Annotated in this window: 16 protein-coding genes; 2 read left to right on the forward strand and 14 right to left on the reverse strand. The window is 63.9% G+C overall.

Going from position 1 to position 15,750, the window contains the following annotated elements:
* Positions 1 to 73: 73 nt before the first annotated feature.
* The 3 genes from kdpC to kdpF form a co-directional block, all read right to left on the reverse strand.
* Positions 74 to 754: a potassium-transporting ATPase subunit KdpC gene (kdpC, locus tag U1R88_RS12205; RefSeq protein ID WP_171131309.1), complete on the reverse strand. Its 681-nt coding sequence runs from the start codon at positions 752 to 754 to the stop codon at positions 74 to 76.
* Positions 755 to 764: 10 nt separating this feature from the next.
* Complete coding sequence (gene kdpA / locus U1R88_RS12210; protein ID WP_171131307.1) at positions 765 to 2,468, reverse strand: potassium-transporting ATPase subunit KdpA; 1,704 nt, start codon at positions 2,466 to 2,468, stop codon at positions 765 to 767.
* Between the two features lie 130 nt (positions 2,469 to 2,598).
* Positions 2,599 to 2,694, reverse strand: a complete 96-nt coding sequence (gene kdpF, locus U1R88_RS12215; RefSeq protein ID WP_163540569.1) for a K(+)-transporting ATPase subunit F — start codon at positions 2,692 to 2,694, stop codon at positions 2,599 to 2,601.
* Between the two features lie 502 nt (positions 2,695 to 3,196).
* Here kdpF and U1R88_RS12220 point away from each other — a divergent pair.
* Positions 3,197 to 4,093 carry a LysR family transcriptional regulator gene (locus tag U1R88_RS12220; RefSeq protein ID WP_322431473.1) on the forward strand — a complete coding sequence of 299 codons (897 nt, stop codon included), beginning with the start codon at positions 3,197 to 3,199 and terminating at the stop codon, positions 4,091 to 4,093.
* Positions 4,094 to 4,273: 180 nt separating this feature from the next.
* Complete coding sequence (locus U1R88_RS12225) at positions 4,274 to 5,512, forward strand: outer membrane beta-barrel protein (RefSeq protein WP_171131303.1); 1,239 nt, start codon at positions 4,274 to 4,276, stop codon at positions 5,510 to 5,512.
* A 369-nt stretch (positions 5,513 to 5,881) separates the two neighbouring features.
* On the opposite strand, the gene U1R88_RS12230 is transcribed toward U1R88_RS12225, so the two are convergent.
* From U1R88_RS12230 to trbB, 11 genes are read right to left on the reverse strand one after another with little or no spacing between them, the layout of a single operon-like run.
* Positions 5,882 to 6,106, reverse strand: a complete 225-nt coding sequence (locus U1R88_RS12230; RefSeq protein ID WP_099957423.1) for a DUF2274 domain-containing protein — start codon at positions 6,104 to 6,106, stop codon at positions 5,882 to 5,884.
* A gap of 2 nt (positions 6,107 to 6,108) precedes the next feature.
* Positions 6,109 to 7,329 carry a TraB/TrbI/VirB10 family type IV secretion system protein gene (locus U1R88_RS12235; protein ID WP_322431474.1) on the reverse strand — a complete coding sequence of 407 codons (1,221 nt, stop codon included), beginning with the start codon at positions 7,327 to 7,329 and terminating at the stop codon, positions 6,109 to 6,111.
* Entirely contained in the window at positions 7,326 to 8,375 is a 1,050-nt protein-coding gene (gene trbG / locus U1R88_RS12240) for a P-type conjugative transfer protein TrbG (protein WP_171131298.1), read from the reverse strand. Before trbG ends, U1R88_RS12235 begins: the two co-directional genes overlap by 4 nt.
* A complete protein-coding gene (gene trbF / locus U1R88_RS12245) occupies positions 8,372 to 9,055 on the reverse strand; it encodes a conjugal transfer protein TrbF (RefSeq protein ID WP_099957426.1) in 684 nt (227 codons plus the stop codon). Before trbF ends, trbG begins: the two co-directional genes overlap by 4 nt.
* Complete coding sequence (gene trbL / locus U1R88_RS12250; protein ID WP_171131297.1) at positions 9,055 to 10,410, reverse strand: P-type conjugative transfer protein TrbL; 1,356 nt, start codon at positions 10,408 to 10,410, stop codon at positions 9,055 to 9,057. Before trbL ends, trbF begins: the two co-directional genes overlap by 1 nt.
* A 4-nt stretch (positions 10,411 to 10,414) precedes the next feature.
* Complete coding sequence (trbK-alt, locus tag U1R88_RS12255) at positions 10,415 to 10,804, reverse strand: putative entry exclusion protein TrbK-alt (RefSeq protein WP_171131295.1); 390 nt, start codon at positions 10,802 to 10,804, stop codon at positions 10,415 to 10,417.
* Between the two features lie 10 nt (positions 10,805 to 10,814).
* The gene (trbJ, locus tag U1R88_RS12260; RefSeq protein ID WP_171131293.1) at positions 10,815 to 11,591 is read right to left on the reverse strand and encodes a P-type conjugative transfer protein TrbJ; all 777 of its coding nucleotides are present in this window, start codon (positions 11,589 to 11,591) and stop codon (positions 10,815 to 10,817) included.
* Positions 11,588 to 14,044 carry a conjugal transfer protein TrbE gene (gene trbE / locus U1R88_RS12265; protein WP_171131291.1) on the reverse strand — a complete coding sequence of 819 codons (2,457 nt, stop codon included), beginning with the start codon at positions 14,042 to 14,044 and terminating at the stop codon, positions 11,588 to 11,590. The genes trbJ and trbE overlap by 4 nt, the downstream gene beginning before the upstream one ends.
* Before the next feature lie 12 nt (positions 14,045 to 14,056).
* Positions 14,057 to 14,338 carry a VirB3 family type IV secretion system protein gene (locus tag U1R88_RS12270; protein ID WP_099957431.1) on the reverse strand — a complete coding sequence of 94 codons (282 nt, stop codon included), beginning with the start codon at positions 14,336 to 14,338 and terminating at the stop codon, positions 14,057 to 14,059.
* Positions 14,338 to 14,670, reverse strand: coding sequence for a TrbC/VirB2 family type IV secretion system protein (locus tag U1R88_RS12275; RefSeq protein WP_168074010.1), 333 nt, complete (start codon positions 14,668 to 14,670; stop codon positions 14,338 to 14,340). Before U1R88_RS12275 ends, U1R88_RS12270 begins: the two co-directional genes overlap by 1 nt.
* Positions 14,667 to 15,602, reverse strand: a complete 936-nt coding sequence (gene trbB / locus U1R88_RS12280) for a P-type conjugative transfer ATPase TrbB (protein ID WP_217352833.1) — start codon at positions 15,600 to 15,602, stop codon at positions 14,667 to 14,669. Before trbB ends, U1R88_RS12275 begins: the two co-directional genes overlap by 4 nt.
* Positions 15,603 to 15,750 lie beyond the last annotated feature (148 nt).

Below are 15,750 nucleotides of genomic sequence, written 5' to 3' on the forward strand. Positions count from 1 at the left end.
TGACGTTTCCGCCGAGGACGGCGGCGCTCTGCGCCGTAGGAGTCTCTAGATCGGACATGATGCCACCTCGGTTTTATTGGGCAGCCGGACGGGCCGGCGCGGCAGCCGCGTCGAGCGCGAGATTGAGTGCAAGGACGTTGACGCGTGGATCGCCGAACAGACCGAACTGCGGTCGATCGACATTGTCATTGATCAGCGCCAGGACGCGGTCCATCGCCAGCCCTCGGGCGCGAGCGACCCGCTGCGCCTGGATGTTTGCGTTGGCGATCGAGATATGCGGGTCGAGACCTGAGCCGGACGCCGTCACGGCGTCGACCGGAACGGCGGCGTTGGCCGCCAGTCCGTTTTCCTGACGGTAGGCGATGGCGCGCTCTTCGACTGCGGTGAGGAGCTTCTTGCTGAGAACACCCTGGTTGCTCGCGGCGCTGGCTCCAGCGTTATACGGCTGGTCGACCGTCTTGGAGGGGTCCTGCGGGTCGGGACCGGACGTGGCGCTTGGCCGACTATGGAAATATTCCGGACGGGCAAAATATTGTCCGATCTGGCGAGACCCGATGGCCTGCCCGTTCCTCTCGATCAGGCTTCCCTGAGCCTGGCTCGGGAAGAGCAGATTGGCGACGCCGGTCGTCGCCAGCGGATAGGCCAGACCTGTCACGACCATGAACAGCAGGGCTGAAACAAGCACCGGCCGGGCGATGCCCTTGAAGGCGGGGGCGGCAGAGAGGTCGGCGGATGTCGATTGATCGTATTGCATGGCGATGTCCTCAGAATGTCGTGCCAGACAGCATCAGCAGATGCTCGACGATCGGGCCGAGCGCGAGCGCGGGGAGGAAGGTCAGACCCCCGACCACCAGCACCACGAACACGAGAAGCCCTGTGAACAGCGGCGTTGCGGTCGAGAGCGTCCCTGGGCCGGCCGGCACCGTCGTCTTCGCCGCCATCACGCCCGCGACCGCCAGCATCGGCAGCAAGGTCAGATAGCGCCCGACCAGCATCGCGAGCCCAATGGTTGTGTTGAAGAAGGGCGTGTTGGCGTTGAAGCCGGCGAAGGCCGACCCGTTGTTGGCGGTGCCCGAGGTATAAGCGTAGAGCACTTCGCTGAAACCGTGGGGCCCCATGTTCGCCAGACTGTCGACGGTGGACGGCATGACGCATGCGAGCGCCGTGAAACCTAGGATGCTGAAGGCATGGGCCAGAACAGCCAGCATCACGAACTTCATCTCGCGCGCCTCGACCTTCTTGCCGAGGAATTCGGGCGTTCGCCCGATCATCATGCCGACCAGGAAGACGGTCAGGATCGCATAGGTGACGAGATTGATGAGGCCGACGCCATCGCCGCCGAACACGTTGTTGAGCATCATCTGGGCGATCGGGACGAGGCCGCCAAGCGGCGTCAGCGAGGCATGCATCGAGTCGACCGATCCCGTCGTCGCCGCCGTCGTGGTGGTCACGAACAGGCTGGTCTGCGCGATGCCGAAGCGAAGCTCCTTACCCTCCATGTTGCCGCCGCCGAGAGTTGCGGTCTGCGCCTGATCAATCCCCAGCGGCGAAAGCATCGGATTGCCCGCATGCTCGGCGCCGTAGACCAGCGCTAGGAAGCCGAGGAACATGACGAAGAAGGCGGCGAAGAACGACCAACCCTGCTTGCGGTTGGCGATCATCGATCCGAAGACGTAGGTCAGGGCCGACGGGATCAACAACATGCTCAGGATGTGCAGCGTGTTGGTGAGCGGTGTCGGGTTCTCGAACGGATGCGCGGCGTTCATGCCGAAGAAGCCACCGCCGTTTGTGCCGATGTGCTTGATGGTCTCGAGACTGGCCACCGGCCCGATGATGAGTTGCTGGCGAGCGCCTTCGAGCGTCGTGACCACCGTGTCGGCCGTCAGCGTCTGCGGCACGCCCTGCCACACATAGATGAGCGCAAGGACGAAGCAGACCGGGAGCAGCAGGCGGTAGGTGACGCGCGTGAAGTCGACCCAATAATTGCCGATGTCGCCGGCGCTCCTGCGGCTAAGGCCCCGGATGAAGCCGCCCGCGGCGGCAACGCCGGTCGCTGCGCCGACGGTCATCAGGAAGGTGATGACCGCCATCTGCGACAGGTTCGAGAGGCTCGTTTCGCCAGAATAGGCCTGCCAGTTGGTATTGGTGATGAACGAGGCGACGGTGTTGAACGCGAGGTCGGGTGTCTGCGAAGAGCGACCGAGCGAATCGCCGGGCAGAAGTTGCTGGATGCGCAAAATCAGGTAGCCGAGCAGCATCATGGCGGCGTTGCTGAGGAGCAGCACCGCGCCATACCGTTTCCAAGACATCGGCTCGGCGGGATCGACGCCCAGCAACCGGTAGGTGCCGCGCTCGATAATATTGTGTCCAGGCGCGTTGAAGATGCGCGTGAGCCACGGGCCAGTCACAAAGACGAGGCCCGTCATGATCGCCAGAACGACGATGAATTGATTCAGATCGTATCCCATCAGAGCCCCCTCAAATTCGATCGAGGGCCACGATGAACCCTGCTGTGATTGCGAAGAATCCGAGCGTTACCGCTACGAAGATGAGGTCGCCCATATTTGCCACCTGCCGGTTAGAATGGATCGTTGACGCTCAGAAGCGCTCAGGCTTCATGAGGGCGTAGAAAAGGTAGATGAAGAGGCCGACCGCGCAGGCGCCGGCCAGAACAATCACAAGGGTTGCGGTCACGAGGGTTCTCCAAACAGCGCGACGACGCCGAACGATCGTCTCTTCGTGCGAGAGCGCGGACGCACGCGGCTCAGTAGACGCGCAGATCTCGGCTCCTCGGCCAGAAAGTTGCTGAGCATTTTGGCTGCAGCTCCAGTTTAGTGTCAGTCTGCGGGACGCCTTTAAGACGTTGCACGTAAAGGCGGCGCTGAGTTTTTATGCCCGTGTATAAGGATGGCGTAAGGAAGCATGTCACAGCCACCGCCCGCGACGTTTCTTGGCCGACCATGAATAGATGAATGCGAGTGAAGTGGAGTACGCACTGGAACTGGCGAATGAGGGTTGCGTTTACGCGGTCTTTGCGGTCGCCCCTCGAAACTCTACGTGATCCTTATGTCACCCGGGGTAAGCAGCGTTCTATAGCATCGCGTTCGACTCGACGCGTTCCAATTACAGGTAACGCCGAGATGCGCTGTAGCTTCCATCCCCACCGACATCGCTGCGTAGCCCGGCCCTTCTGGCGGTGAAGGCCTTTGAGCTAGAGCTTAGGCACATACGATACGTTGTGACGGCCGCCCGGTTCGGAAGCTTTCGCAAGGCATCCTCACGCCTTGGCGTGCGGGAGTCGACGATCAGTCGGCAGGTCAGAAACTTGGAAGACGGGTTAGGCTCCAGCTTATTTCTTCGCAAAAGGTCCGGCGTTTCGCTAACGCAAGCTGGGTCTATTTTTGTCGAGCATGCCCAAGCCGCGCTGAACGAGATTGATCGTGCGGTAGGCGATGTCGGCACGATCGGTCGCGGCAGGTCCGGTACGGTTCGCGTCGGCCTGTCATCTCCGCTCGCAACCGGGTTCCTCGGGGAGCTGCTTATTCGCTTTTGTCATCAACATGAAGCAGTGCAGCTTGAGTTTGTGGAAGGCACACATACACATCTCTTCGAGGACTTAGAGCGCGGCAATCTCGATATCGCGTTCATGGCCGCGCCGCTTGACACTGGCAGCCTCGCCACCAAACGGCTGTGGACCGAGGATGTGTTTGTCGTCTTGTCGGAGAATGATGCACTCACGAAAAAGAGCGAAATCGCGTGGAGTGACATCAGGCTGAAGCAGTTTCTGGTGACCGAAGCTGCGCCGGGACGCGATATCGAAGCGTTCGTTTTCCGGCACCTCTCATCCATTGGATATTCGCCACGGATACAGCGTGACCGCGTGTCGTCACAGACCCTGATGCAGTTGGTTGCGATCGGCAGAGGCATCTCGATAGCGAGCCAATCGGTCGCGGAGACGTCGTTCCCCGGCATCACCTATCGGAAGCTCGAAGGTTGCGCGCTGCCCTTCTCCGCGGTTTGGTCGACCGAAAACGATAACCCGCCCTTTCGTCGGCTGCTGAGCTTGACGGCCGGGCAAGCCGCTACCGCATAATGGTCGAAGTCGCCCGTGCTGAGGTTCGTTACCGCCAGGCGGTCTAAGCCGCGTCAAACAGTGCGGACGCTGCTCAAATATATATGCAATCCTTACGGCTCAACGTCAGATAAAGCGCCGACTTTATACGCGTAAAATTAGTGCTTCGCTGCATCTGCCCAAGCAAATGGGGATGCATATATGCCCGGACGTGCCGATTTCTCTGCTATTCGCAAGTCGACGCCGCGACACAAACGGTGGTTGACATCGCCCTCGACCCTGGCGCTTGGAGTGGCGTGCGCTACGCTCTTCGGCGCGAGCGCGGCATATGCAGATCCGGTTCCGTCACCGAGTTTTGCTGGCCCCCTCGTCCCTAATCCTGACGCCATCGCGCTTGAGGCAGGACCGTTCGGTCAGATTCTGGTGTCGGGCCAAGTGACGGGCATTGGCGTCGCGCAGACCAATGCAACGCACGCCGGCGGGATCGGCAACCGCGATGGCTTCGTCGATATCAGCAACGCGCAAGTCCAGTTTCAAACGACCCGGGGCCCTCTACAGTTCTATGTTCAGACGGGCATTTACTCCATCCCTTCGCTGGGTACGTCTTACCTGAAGGCAACCGAAGCGACGGAACAGCTTTTTGGTCCGGTTCCAGTGGCGTACGCGAAAGCGGTGATATCGCCCGAACTATCCGTGTCTGCCGGATTACTGCCGACGATGGTCGGCGCGGAGTCGACGTTCACCTTCCAAAACGTCAATATCGAGCGCGGCTTGCTGTGGAATCAGGAGCCGGCCATCAGCCGCGGCGTCCAAGTGAACTACGCCAAGGGAGCCGTCAGTGCAGCGGTCTCGCTTAACGACGGCTACATTTCGGGAAAGCTGAACTGGCTCTCGGGCACGCTTTCCTACGCGTTTGATTCCTCGAATTCGCTGAGCTTCGTCGGCGCTGGTGCGCTATCGCGTAATGACAAATCCTCCTTCGCGACGCCTTTGGCGCAGAACAATAGCAGCATTTTCAATCTCATTTACACCCATACGAGCGGTCCGCTCACGCTGACGCCGTATCTCCAATACAGCCACGTTGGCCGCGATGATCAGCTCGGCATCAATCGTTCCGCAGATACCTACGGCGGGGCGCTGCTCGTTAAATACGCGATCGACAAGGAGTGGTCGCTCGGCGCGCGGGCTGAGTATCTGAAGACTAGCGGGGGAAGATGCGGATCGGATGCGTCGTGTGCGCCAACGAACTTGCTTTATGGTCCCGGAAGCAGTGCCTGGTCGCTGACCTTCACGCCGACTTATCAGAAAGGCATATTCTTCGCGCGAGGAGAGGTGTCGTACACCCGGATCGGGAACCTCGAGGCGGGCTTTGGCTTCGGTCGTGACTTCGATCGACGCGATCAGGTGCGCGCGCTGATCGAGACAGGCATACTTTTTTGAAGGCCGCACCGCGCTATCGCGCACGTGCGAGCTGATCGATGGGACCCGCGAACGCATAGTTGGCGCGATGATGGCAGCGAGCATTCATGATGCCGCATCTAGACGCGGAGTCGCGCCTGACGCTCCGACGCTTCGCTACAAAACTCTGCGTCTCCTCTATTATTGGGCTATACAGCCGGGCGCATTATTTCCCAATGGTGTCGCTCGTACTCTCGCTTTACTCGATCTGTAGCGTCGTCTTTGCGATCACGCTCGGTGAGAAATTCCTGAGGCGTGATGGGTTCAACCATTGGGACGAGGCGCTGTGGCTGCTTTTGGTTAGCACCGCTGTTCGCGTCATACACGGAATATACTGAGGGGTCGTCCCCGTCAGTCCGGAGCTGACTTCCTGGCGGCTGTGAACGCGCGATCGGTCGCGATGAAACGCTGCAACATCGGCGCTATGAGCTTGATCGGATCTGAAATGGTTTGCCCCTGTTCGCGCCCCAGGACCTCCGCGTAGAGCACCAAGTCGCGATGCAGCGAGGCCGGCAGTTCGAGCGACACCTTAACAGCCTTGTCTTCCAAGAGCGCGCCAAGCTTGAGCTTCGCCATGATCACCCTCCATATGGTTCGAGTACCAGATCCAGCGTCACGATCACCCTGACCGGGAAGCCCGGCCGGATCGTGAGCGTCGGAGCGACGTTAAGCTGGCGGCGAACGATCTGCTGACCGGCATCGTTGATCGTGTCTTGGCCACCGTTGCGGATGGCTCGCAGCAGCCGGTCTTGATCATCGACGGCAAGTTCAGCACCGACGTTGAGGAGTGTGGACAGACCAGCGGCCTTGGCGAGATCCCACCAGTGGTAGTCCACGCCATCTTGAAGGCCGGCAAATCCTTGGGAGTCAGCTCCGGGTTGGCGTTCTAGCACGATCGAACGACCGTTCGGGAAAATCAGCCGGTTCCAGACCAAGAGCACGCGGCTCTGTCCGAATTGCACGCTGTTGTCGTACTGGCCCACGACGCGCGTGCCCTGCGGCACGAGAAGGATTCGCCCGGTCGGGCTGTCGTAGATGTTCTCGGTCACCTGCGCCGTGATCTGTCCAGGTAGATCGGAACGAATTCCGGTGATGAGCGCAGCCGAGATGACGGCGCCGGCTTGCAGAACGTTCGGAGATGGCGGCGCGACGACTCGATCGGGCGCCACCGTCCTGCGATCGGGCGCGGCATTGAGGAAGGCGTTCTGACGATCCTGGGCCGAAGGCGTTGCCGGCGGCGGCGCGAGCCCGAGGCTGGCGAGGTTTGGCGTCGGCGGAGGCACGACGGCCGGCGTTGTTGCGGGGGCACCGGCGCGGGACTCCGACCCGGAGAACAGCCGGCTGGTCCGGGCGGTTTCGATTTCCTGAAGGCGCCGCTGCTCCTCTTGACTAAGCCCGGGATTCGGAGTCGCGATGCCAGGGGCCGGAACAGGCTGTCCGCCGTTCGCCGGGCTGAGCATCGGCCGGCCGAGATCGCCGGGAAGCGGTGGACCAAGCCGAGGAACACCGCTGTAATCGCGCGGCAGGCCCGCGAGCCCGTCAGCCGTCGAGCGATTCTCGGTCGAGTAGAGTTCCTCATTGGGTCGGCCGCTGTCGCGGGTTTGAAGCGCGTAGATCAAGGCGCCACCGAGGCCGAGGCTCGCGACCAGGCCCACGCCAGCCAGGACCTTGCGCGATAGCCGGGTGACGCGGGGTGGATCCGCGCGCAGCCGCATCGGCGCCGCGCTGGCCGGTTCGCCGGTCAACGGCTGCGCGTCGTCGTCGGGCGCATCCTCATTCCGGAGAGGGTTCTCGCTCACGAAGTCGGCCTCCCGTCGGTGCGGGTGATGCGAACGCGCCGCTGCCGATCGCCGGAACCAAACCGCAGTTCAGCGGCGGCGAAGAGGCGGTCGACGATCATGTGGTGCCCGCGCACGCGGTAGTTCACCAACTCTGAGGTGTCGCCTTCCGCGCCAACGACGAAGAGCGGCGGCATTTCGCCCTGACCGATGCCGCGGGGAAACTCGATGAAGACCTGGCGACCATCATCGAAAGCGCGCAAGGGACGCCAGGGTGCCCGATCACCATCGATCGCATAGCGGAAGTTGACGTTGGCAAGATCGACACCGCTCGCCACAGGCTGCGCCGCCTGAGCCTCGGCGTTCTGCCGGCGCAGCGCAATGAGCTGGTCCTGCGGGTACTGCCAGGAGACCGATGCCATATAGGTGCGCTCGGTCGACCGAAGCTCCATGTGGTACGTGCGCATGTTGGTGTTGATGACGAGGTTGGTCATCAGTTCGGCGCGGGTCGGCTTCACCAAGATATGGATCTGCCGCGTCGCACCCGCGCCGCTCTCGGTGTCGCCGATGATCCAGCGCACGGTGTCGCCGGCGGCGACGGGGCCGGAGCCGACGAGCTGCTCGCCCGGCTGCAACGCGATATCGGTGATCTGACCGACGGCGGTATAGACCTGATAGAGCGCGCCTTGGGTGAAGGGATAGACCTGCATCGAATTGATGAAGCCATCGCGCACCGGCTGAATGCGCGCGGCGGCGTTGGCCTGGTTCACTCGCGCCGTCGGATCAGCGGGCTCGGCCGGACGCCGCGATGGCTCGACGCGCTGCAACTGGCCGGGCAGCGGCAGCGGGCGCGGCAGCTCGACCACGGTGACAGGTGCAGGCGAATCGACAGTCTGCACGGCGGGAGCCGCGTTGTCGTAGGAAATCTCGGGCGGCGGCGTGGTAGTGGCGCAGCCAGCGAGGGCGGTCGTCGCCAGCAGGATCGCCGGGATTGCGGCTCTGCGGAGAGCCGGAAATGCGAGACTGTGTGAAGCCGGGTTTCCGGCTTTACGGAAAGACGGCTTCATTGCCCAAGCTCCCGTGACCAATTTATTGCGTTGACGTAGATGCCGAGCGGGTTCGCCCGGAGGCGATCGGCGTTGCGGGGGATCTGGACCACGATCGTCAGGATCGCGGTCCAGCGCGTGGTCTCGGCGAGTTGGCCGTTTTCGTAGCGGCGCTCGACCCAGGCAACGCGAAAGCTGTCGGGTGACGCGCGAATGACGCTGGAGACATCGACGGCGATCTGCTGGCGGCCTACCTTCGCGAACGGGTCGTTCGACCGCGCGTAGTCGTTCAGGGCCGCAGCGCCGCGATCGGTCGTGAAATCGTAAGCTCGCAGCCAGTTTTGGCGGACGATGATGGCGTCCGCGGGAATCGATCGGACCTGCTCGATGAAGCGCGCGAGGTGAAAGGCGATTTGCGGATCGGTCGGACGATAGTCCGCCTGAGCGGGGGCAACCGCTTGCGCCTGGCCGAGCCGGTCGACTTGGACCACCCAGGGCACGATGGTCCCGCGGGCTGACTGTACGACGAGCGCGGTGGCGAATCCGGCTGACAGGAGCAACGAGCCAAACGCCATCAATCGCCAATTTTTGGCCTGGATGCGTGATGCGCCGATGCGCTCGTCCCAAACTTGGGCGGCGCGCTGATAAGGCGTCTCCGGCTCGGGGGCCTTGCCGTAATGGGTAGAGGGTCGTTTGAACATCAGCGATCGCCTTCGGACAGGTTGACGGACGAGCCACCGCCATGTGCGTCGCCTGAGCGAACGGCATGGGCTGTGGCCTGCGCGGCGTGGGTCATGTGTTGGGAGCGCCGCATGCGTTGCGCCCAGGCCGGAGCGCCGCCAGCGCTCGCGGGCGCTGCTCCGTCGCCGGCGGCATCACCGCCAATCGAGCCCATGGTGGAAGTTCCGCCTGTGGCCCCGAATGCCGCCTTGCCGCCAGCGCTGAAGCTGGAACGCATGCTTTCGGCAGCGCGCGACGCGGCACGGCGCAGCGGCGACACGGCGGCGCTGCCGCCGGCGCGGGCGACCCCGCCGAGCCCGGAAGCGACGCCGGCTGCACCGGACTGTCCGGCTGCGCCAAGGCTATATGCGGTCGATGCGCCACCCGCGAACGCGGCGCCGCCCCGAGCGGCGGCGGCGGCGCCACCAGCCAGTGCGGCACCGCCGGATGCGGCCGCGCCGACGGCGCCGGCGCCGAGAGCGACCATGCCACCGGCGGCAAGGCCCGTCCCGACGGCGGCGCCGGCGCTGAGTTGAGGACCGCCTGAGACGATCCCGCTGGCGATGCCGGGACCGAAGATGCCAAGACCGAGTAGCGACAGAGCGGCCAGCACGATCGCCATCGCTTCATCAATCGAGGGGTTCTGGCCGCCGAAACCGGACGTGAATTCGGAGAAGAGCGTCGAGCCGATGCCGATGATGACGGCCAGCACCAAGACCTTGATCCCGGACGAGATCACGTTGCCAAGCACTCGCTCGGCCATGAAGGCCGATTTGCCGAACAGGCCGAACGGGATCAGCACGAAGCCGGCGAGCGTTGTCAGCTTGAACTCGATGAGCGTGACGAAGAGCTGGATGGCGAGGATGAAGAAGGCGAGAAGCACCAGCGCCCAGGCCAGGAACATGCAGGCGATCTGGATGAAGTTCTCGAAGAACGACCAGTAGCCCATCAAGCTGGAAATGGAATCGAGCAGCGGCCGGCCGGCGTCCAGACCCGTCTGTGCGACCTTGCCCGGACGCAAGAGATCGGCCGTGGTGAAGCCTGTTCCACTGGCTTTGAGGCCGAGGCCCGCGAAGCTTTCGAAGATGATGCGGGCGAGGTTGTTCCAGTTGCCGATGATGTAGGCGAAGACACCGACGAACAGCGTCTTTTTGACCAGCCTGGCCAAGATGTCGTCCTCGGCGCCCCAGCTCCAGAACAGCGCGGCCAGCGTCACGTCGATCACGATCAACGTGGTCGCAATGAAAGCGACCTCGCCGCTGAGCAGTCCGAAACCGCTGTCGATGTAGCGGGTGAAGACCTCGAGGAAATGGTCGATAACGCCGGTGTTGCCCATGACGTTACCGAGCCTCGTCGAGCTGTGGGGTGAGGGTTGGCGCGGCGGGCGGCGGCATCGGAGGGTTGCGCTCATCAGGCTGAGGGGTGAGGCTCTCTCGCGGCGCGGACGGCATGTCCGGCAAACGCTCGGCCGGGCGGGCACCGGGCGCGAGGAAGCGGTTTCGGTTCTCGGCCCATGCGCGGCGGCACGCCGGATCGCGCGGTCCGTCTTCGCCGAGCGCCTGGCAGCGGATCAGGGCGTCGCGCAGCGGATCGACCCGCGCTTGAACGGCGCGGCCTGACGACCAAGACGCTGGCGCCTCCTCTTTCCGCGTCATCTCGATCGCGGTCGCGGTGATCGCGACGGCGACGAACACCGCCGCGCCGATCCTTGCGAGCATCTTGCCGTCCATGGCCGCGGTCTCAGTTGCCGTTCGGGAACATGCGGGCGTTGCCCGGCTGGTAGCCGCTGCCAGGCGTCAGGAAGCGACGGCGTTGCTCACGACCCTGCTCGGCCGCGGCCGCACGCTCGGCCTCGGACAGACTCTGCGCACGGCCGTTGGCGGCCACGACCGCGGTGAGGTCGGCAAGCTGCTGCGCCTGCAGGGCGAGAAGCTGGTTGCCGGCCTGGGTCGCCTGCAGCGCACCGGTCGCGCCCTGGCTCTGCCCGACAAGCGCGGACATCTCGCTACGGTTGGTGTCGATGTTGCCGACAACGCCGGCCTGGACGCGCATGGCGTCCTGCAAACCGCCGACGGTGTTCTGCCAGCGTTCACGCGCCTGCGCGACAAGCGCCTGATCGGAAGCCGACATCGATGCATTTCCGTAGGTGGTCTGGAACGCGCGATCGATTTGCTGGACGTTGAGGGCGATGCCCTGCGCCTGTTGCATGAGCTGCTGCGTGCGCTGTACCGATTGCTGAAGCTGCTGAAGCGACGAGTATGGCAGGCTCGCAAGGTTGCGGGCCTGATTGATCAGCATTGTCGCTTCGTTCTGAAGCTGCGTGATCTGCTGGTTGACCTGCTGGAGCGTCCGCGCAGCCGTCAGCACATTCTGCGCGTAGTTCGTCGGATCGTAGACGATGCCGCCGAATTGGGCCGCAGCTGGCGTGCTGATAAAGAGCGAGATAGCGACTGGTGTCGCAGCGATGATCGTGGCGAAACGCAGTGCGCGAGAGCGCGAACGGAATGAGCGTGTCATGAGAATACCTCCTGATGGGCTTGGGGGATGACGTTGGTGAGGTTGGGAATGAGATCGGCAGCCCAGGCGAGCCGGCTCGAGATCAGCCATTCGGAGAGGAAGCCGTCGGTGCCGCTTCGCGCGTGAACCTCGGCGATCAGCGCTTGGTGCTGCTTGGATGAGGCTGCGCACAGCGCCAGCGCGACATCGGATAGTCCGAGCTCGAACAGGCGGTTGCCGCGCCGCGACTGGCAGTAATACTCGCGCTTCGGCATGGCGCGGGCGAGGATCTCGATCTGCCGGTCATTGAGACCGAAGCGGCGATAGATGGCGGTGATCTGCGGCTCGATCGCGCGCTCGTTCGGCAGAAGGATGCGTGTCTGGCAGCTCTCGATGATCGCCGGTGCAATCGCCGAGCCGTCGATGTCGGAGAGCGACTGGGTGGCGAAGATGACGCTGGCGTTCTTCTTGCGCAGCGTCTTCAGCCATTCGCGGAGCTGGCCGGCGAATGCCTCATCGTCGAGCGCGAGCCAGCCTTCATCGACGATCAGGAGCGTCGGCCGTCCGTCGAGGCGGTCCTCGATGCGGTGAAAGAGATAGGCGAGCACGGCGGCGGCGGCGCCGGTTCCGATCAGTCCTTCAGTCTCGAACGCCTGGACGTTGGCCTCGCCGAGATGCTCGGCCTCTGCGTCGAGGAGGCGGCCATAGGGTCCGCCGACGCAGTAGGGTCGCAACGCCTGCTTCAGGTCGTTGGACTGGAGCAGGACGGACAGGCCGGTCAACGTGCGCTCGGAGACCGGCGCCGACGCCAACGAGGACAGCGCCGACCACAGGTGTTCCTTGACCTCGGGCGTGACGGACACGCTTTCGCGCGCCAGGATTGCGATCAGCCAGTCCGAGGCCCATGCGCGCTCTGCGACGTCGTCGATCCGGGCAAGCGGCTGGAGCGACACGCTGTCTTCGGCGCCTTCGGTGAGGCCGCCGCCGAGATCGTGCCAGTCGCCGCGCATCGCGAGCGCCGCGGCCCGGATCGACCCGCCGAAGTCGAAGGCGAAAACCTGGGACTGCGGATAGCGCCGGAATTGCAGCGCCATGAGCGCGAGCAGTACGGATTTGCCGGCGCCGGTCGGACCGACGATCAACGTATGGCCGACATCGCCGACATGGATGGAAAGCCGGAACGGGGTCGAGCCTTCGGTTCTGCCGTAAAGCAGTGGGGGTGCATCGAAGTGCTCGTCCCGTTCCGGTCCCGCCCACACCGCTGACAGCGGGATCATGTGGGCGAGATTGAGTGTGCTAATGGGGGGCTGGCGGACATTGGCGTAGACATGGCCGGGCAAGGAGCCGAGCCAGGCGTCTACGGCATTGATGGTCTCCGCCATCGCGGTGAAATCGCGCCCCTGAACGACCTTCTCGACCAGCCGCAGCTTCTCGGCGGCGATGCGCGGATCGTCGTCCCATACGGTGATGGTGGCGGTGACATAGGCTTGGCCGGCATAGTCGGCGCCGAGTTCCTGCAGCGCCATGTCGGCGTCGGCCGCCTTGTTGGCCGCATCGGTGTCGACGAGCGCCGAGGCTTCGTTGGTCATCACCTCCTTGAGAATGGCGGCGATGGACTTGCGCTTGGCGAACCATTGCCGACGGATCTTGGTCAGCAGCTTGGTCGCATCGGTCTTGTCGAGAAGGATGGCCCGCGTCGACCAGCGATAGGGAAAGGCCAACCGGTTCAACTCGTCGAGAATGCCGGGCGTCGTCGCGGTCGGGAAACCGACGATGGTGAGGATACGCAGGTGCGTTTGCCCGAGGCGGGGTTCGAGTCCGCCGGTCAGCGGTTGATCGGCCAGAAGAGCGTCGAGATACATCGGCGTCTCAGGGACGCGGACACGATGACGCTTCGTCGAGATGGTCGAATGCAGATAGGTGAGTGTTTCGGCGTCATCGAGCCACGCGCATTCCGGCATGAAGGCGTCGATCAGGTTCAAGATACGATCGGTACGATCGACGAAACCGCGCAGCACTTCGCGCGCGTTGACGCCGCCGTGGTCGCGACCCTCGTATAGCCATGCTTCGGCACGCGCCGCGTCTTCGGCCGGCGGCAGATAGAGGAAGGTGAGGAAATAGCTGGACTCGAAGTGCGCGCCTGCTTCCTCGAAGTCGGCCTTGCGTTCGGCGTCGACCAGCGCAGAGGCGCTGTCGGCGAACAGGCTGGAGGGATAGGTCGCGGCGTCGTGGCGTTGCGCTTCGACGAAGATGGCCCAGCCGGAGCCGAGACGTCGGAAAGCGTTGTTGAGCCGGCCCGCGACTGCGACCAGCTCGGCCGGCACGGCGCTGTCGAGGTCAGGACCGCGGAAGCGCGCAGTACGCTGCAGGCTACCATCCTTGTTGAGGACGACGCCTTCTCCGACCAGGGCGACCCAAGGCAGGAAATCGGCAAGCCGCGTATTGCGATTGCGATATTCGGCAAGGTTCATCATCGCGTCGTTCCCTCAGACCGACAGGTGACCGGGGACGCGTAGATGCTTGCGCACGACGTCGACGAACTGCGGATCGCGTTTGGCCGCCCAGACCGCCGCGAAATGCCCCACAGCCCAAAGCCCGAGGCCGACTAGCCATAGGCGAAGGCCGAGGCCGAGCGCGGCCGCCAGCGTGCCGTTGAGGATGGCGAGCGAACGCGGCGCGCCGCCGAGCAGGATGTGCTCGGTCAGCGCCCGGTGTACGGGAACGGAGAAGCCCGGCAGCTCGCCGCCATGATCCGCGCCGTCAGCCATCAGACGAGCGCCCCGCCGCCAAACGAGAAGAACGACAGGAAGAAGCTCGACGCCGCGAACGCGATCGACAGGCCGAACACGATCTGGATCAGCTTGCGGGCGCCGCCCGACGTGTCGCCGAACGCGAGCGTCAGACCAGTGATGATGATGATCATAACGGCGATGATTTTCGCGACCGGCCCCTCGATCGATTCGAGGATTTTTTGAAGCGGCGCCTCCCAGGGCATGGACGAGCCCGAAGCGTGGGCGGCGGGTGCCAAAGCGAGCGAAAGAAAAATCATGCACACCGCTGAGGCGATGTGCCGGCGGATACGCAAAGCGTGTTTGATCATGACGGGTCTCCTGCGGAGGGCTGGCTTGCGGGGGTGATACGGTAGTCGCCCTCAGGGCCGAGACCTTCGACGCGGGCGAGTTCGGCCAGGCGACGCGAGGCGCCGCGGCCGGAGAGCACGGCGACCAGATCGATCGTCTCGGCGATCAGCGCGCGCGGGACGGTGACGACGGCTTCCTGGATTAGTTGTTCGAGACGCCGCAGCGCTCCGATCGCGGTGCCGGCATGGATCGTTCCGACGCCGCCTGGGTGCCCGGTGCCCCATGCCTTCAACAGGTCGAGTGCTTCGGCACCGCGGACCTCGCCGATCGGAATGCGATCCGGCCGCAGGCGGAGCGAAGAGCGGACCAGATCGGAGAGCGAGGCGACGCCGTCCTTCGTCCGCATCGCCACCAGATTGGGCGCAGCGCATTGCAGCTCGCGCGTATCTTCGATCAGGACCACGCGATCCGAGGTCTTCGAGACCTCGGCGAGCAGAGCGTTGGTGAGCGTGGTTTTGCCGGTCGAGGTGCCGCCGGCGACGAGAATGTTGCGCCTGTCGGCAACGGCTTGACGGAGGGTTTCGGCCTGACCAGCCGACATGATCCCGGCCGCCACATAGTCGTCCAGGGTGAACACCGCGACGGCGGGCTTGCGGATCGCGAAGGCCGGCGCGGAAACGACCGGGGGCAACAGCCCTTCGAACCGCTCTCCTGTTTCGGGCAGCTCGGCCGAAACGCGTGGAGCGCCGGGATGCACCTCGGCGCCGACATGATGCGCGACCAGGCGAATGATGCGCTCGCCATCGGCGGGCGACAGTCGTTCACCCGTATCGGAAAGACCTTCCGACAGCCGGTCGACCCAGAGCCTCCCATCGGGGTTGAGCATCACCTCGACGATCGCGGGATCTTCGAGAAACGTGGCGATCGCAGACCCGAGGGCTGTGCGCAGCATTCGCGCACCGCGAAGAATCGCTTCCGATTTCTGGTGAGTTGCCGCCACGTCGTCCCCGTTCTCTTGCGGGTCCGCGATGTGCGGCCCTGGATCGGGGATGAGTAGAAGAGGAAGAAATCATGGCCTGACAACAACCGTCATGTGGTCG

Origin of the sequence: Labrys sedimenti (assembly GCF_034424805.1) — a bacterium.
Lineage (GTDB): Bacteria > Pseudomonadota > Alphaproteobacteria > Rhizobiales > Labraceae > Labrys > Labrys sedimenti.

Bases quoted from the DNA above. Each gene is read 5' to 3' on its own strand.
- trbE (WP_171131291.1), bottom strand. From the start codon at position 14,044: ATGATGAACCTTGCCGAATATCGCAATCGCAATACGCGGCTTGCCGAT.
- trbJ (WP_171131293.1), bottom strand. From the start codon at position 11,591: ATGACACGCTCATTCCGTTCGCGCTCTCGCGCACTGCGTTTCGCCACG.
- U1R88_RS12270 (WP_099957431.1), bottom strand. From the start codon at position 14,338: ATGGCTGACGGCGCGGATCATGGCGGCGAGCTGCCGGGCTTCTCCGTT.
- U1R88_RS12225 (WP_171131303.1), top strand. From the start codon at position 4,274: ATGCCCGGACGTGCCGATTTCTCTGCTATTCGCAAGTCGACGCCGCGA.
- kdpC (WP_171131309.1), bottom strand. From the start codon at position 754: ATGCAATACGATCAATCGACATCCGCCGACCTCTCTGCCGCCCCCGCC.
- trbF (WP_099957426.1), bottom strand. From the start codon at position 9,055: ATGTTCAAACGACCCTCTACCCATTACGGCAAGGCCCCCGAGCCGGAG.
- trbK-alt (WP_171131295.1), bottom strand. From the start codon at position 10,804: ATGGACGGCAAGATGCTCGCAAGGATCGGCGCGGCGGTGTTCGTCGCC.
- kdpA (WP_171131307.1), bottom strand. From the start codon at position 2,468: ATGGGATACGATCTGAATCAATTCATCGTCGTTCTGGCGATCATGACG.
- trbL (WP_171131297.1), bottom strand. From the start codon at position 10,410: ATGGGCAACACCGGCGTTATCGACCATTTCCTCGAGGTCTTCACCCGC.
- U1R88_RS12275 (WP_168074010.1), bottom strand. From the start codon at position 14,670: ATGATCAAACACGCTTTGCGTATCCGCCGGCACATCGCCTCAGCGGTG.
- trbG (WP_171131298.1), bottom strand. From the start codon at position 8,375: ATGAAGCCGTCTTTCCGTAAAGCCGGAAACCCGGCTTCACACAGTCTC.
- trbB (WP_217352833.1), bottom strand. From the start codon at position 15,602: ATGCTGCGCACAGCCCTCGGGTCTGCGATCGCCACGTTTCTCGAAGAT.
- U1R88_RS12230 (WP_099957423.1), bottom strand. From the start codon at position 6,106: ATGGCGAAGCTCAAGCTTGGCGCGCTCTTGGAAGACAAGGCTGTTAAG.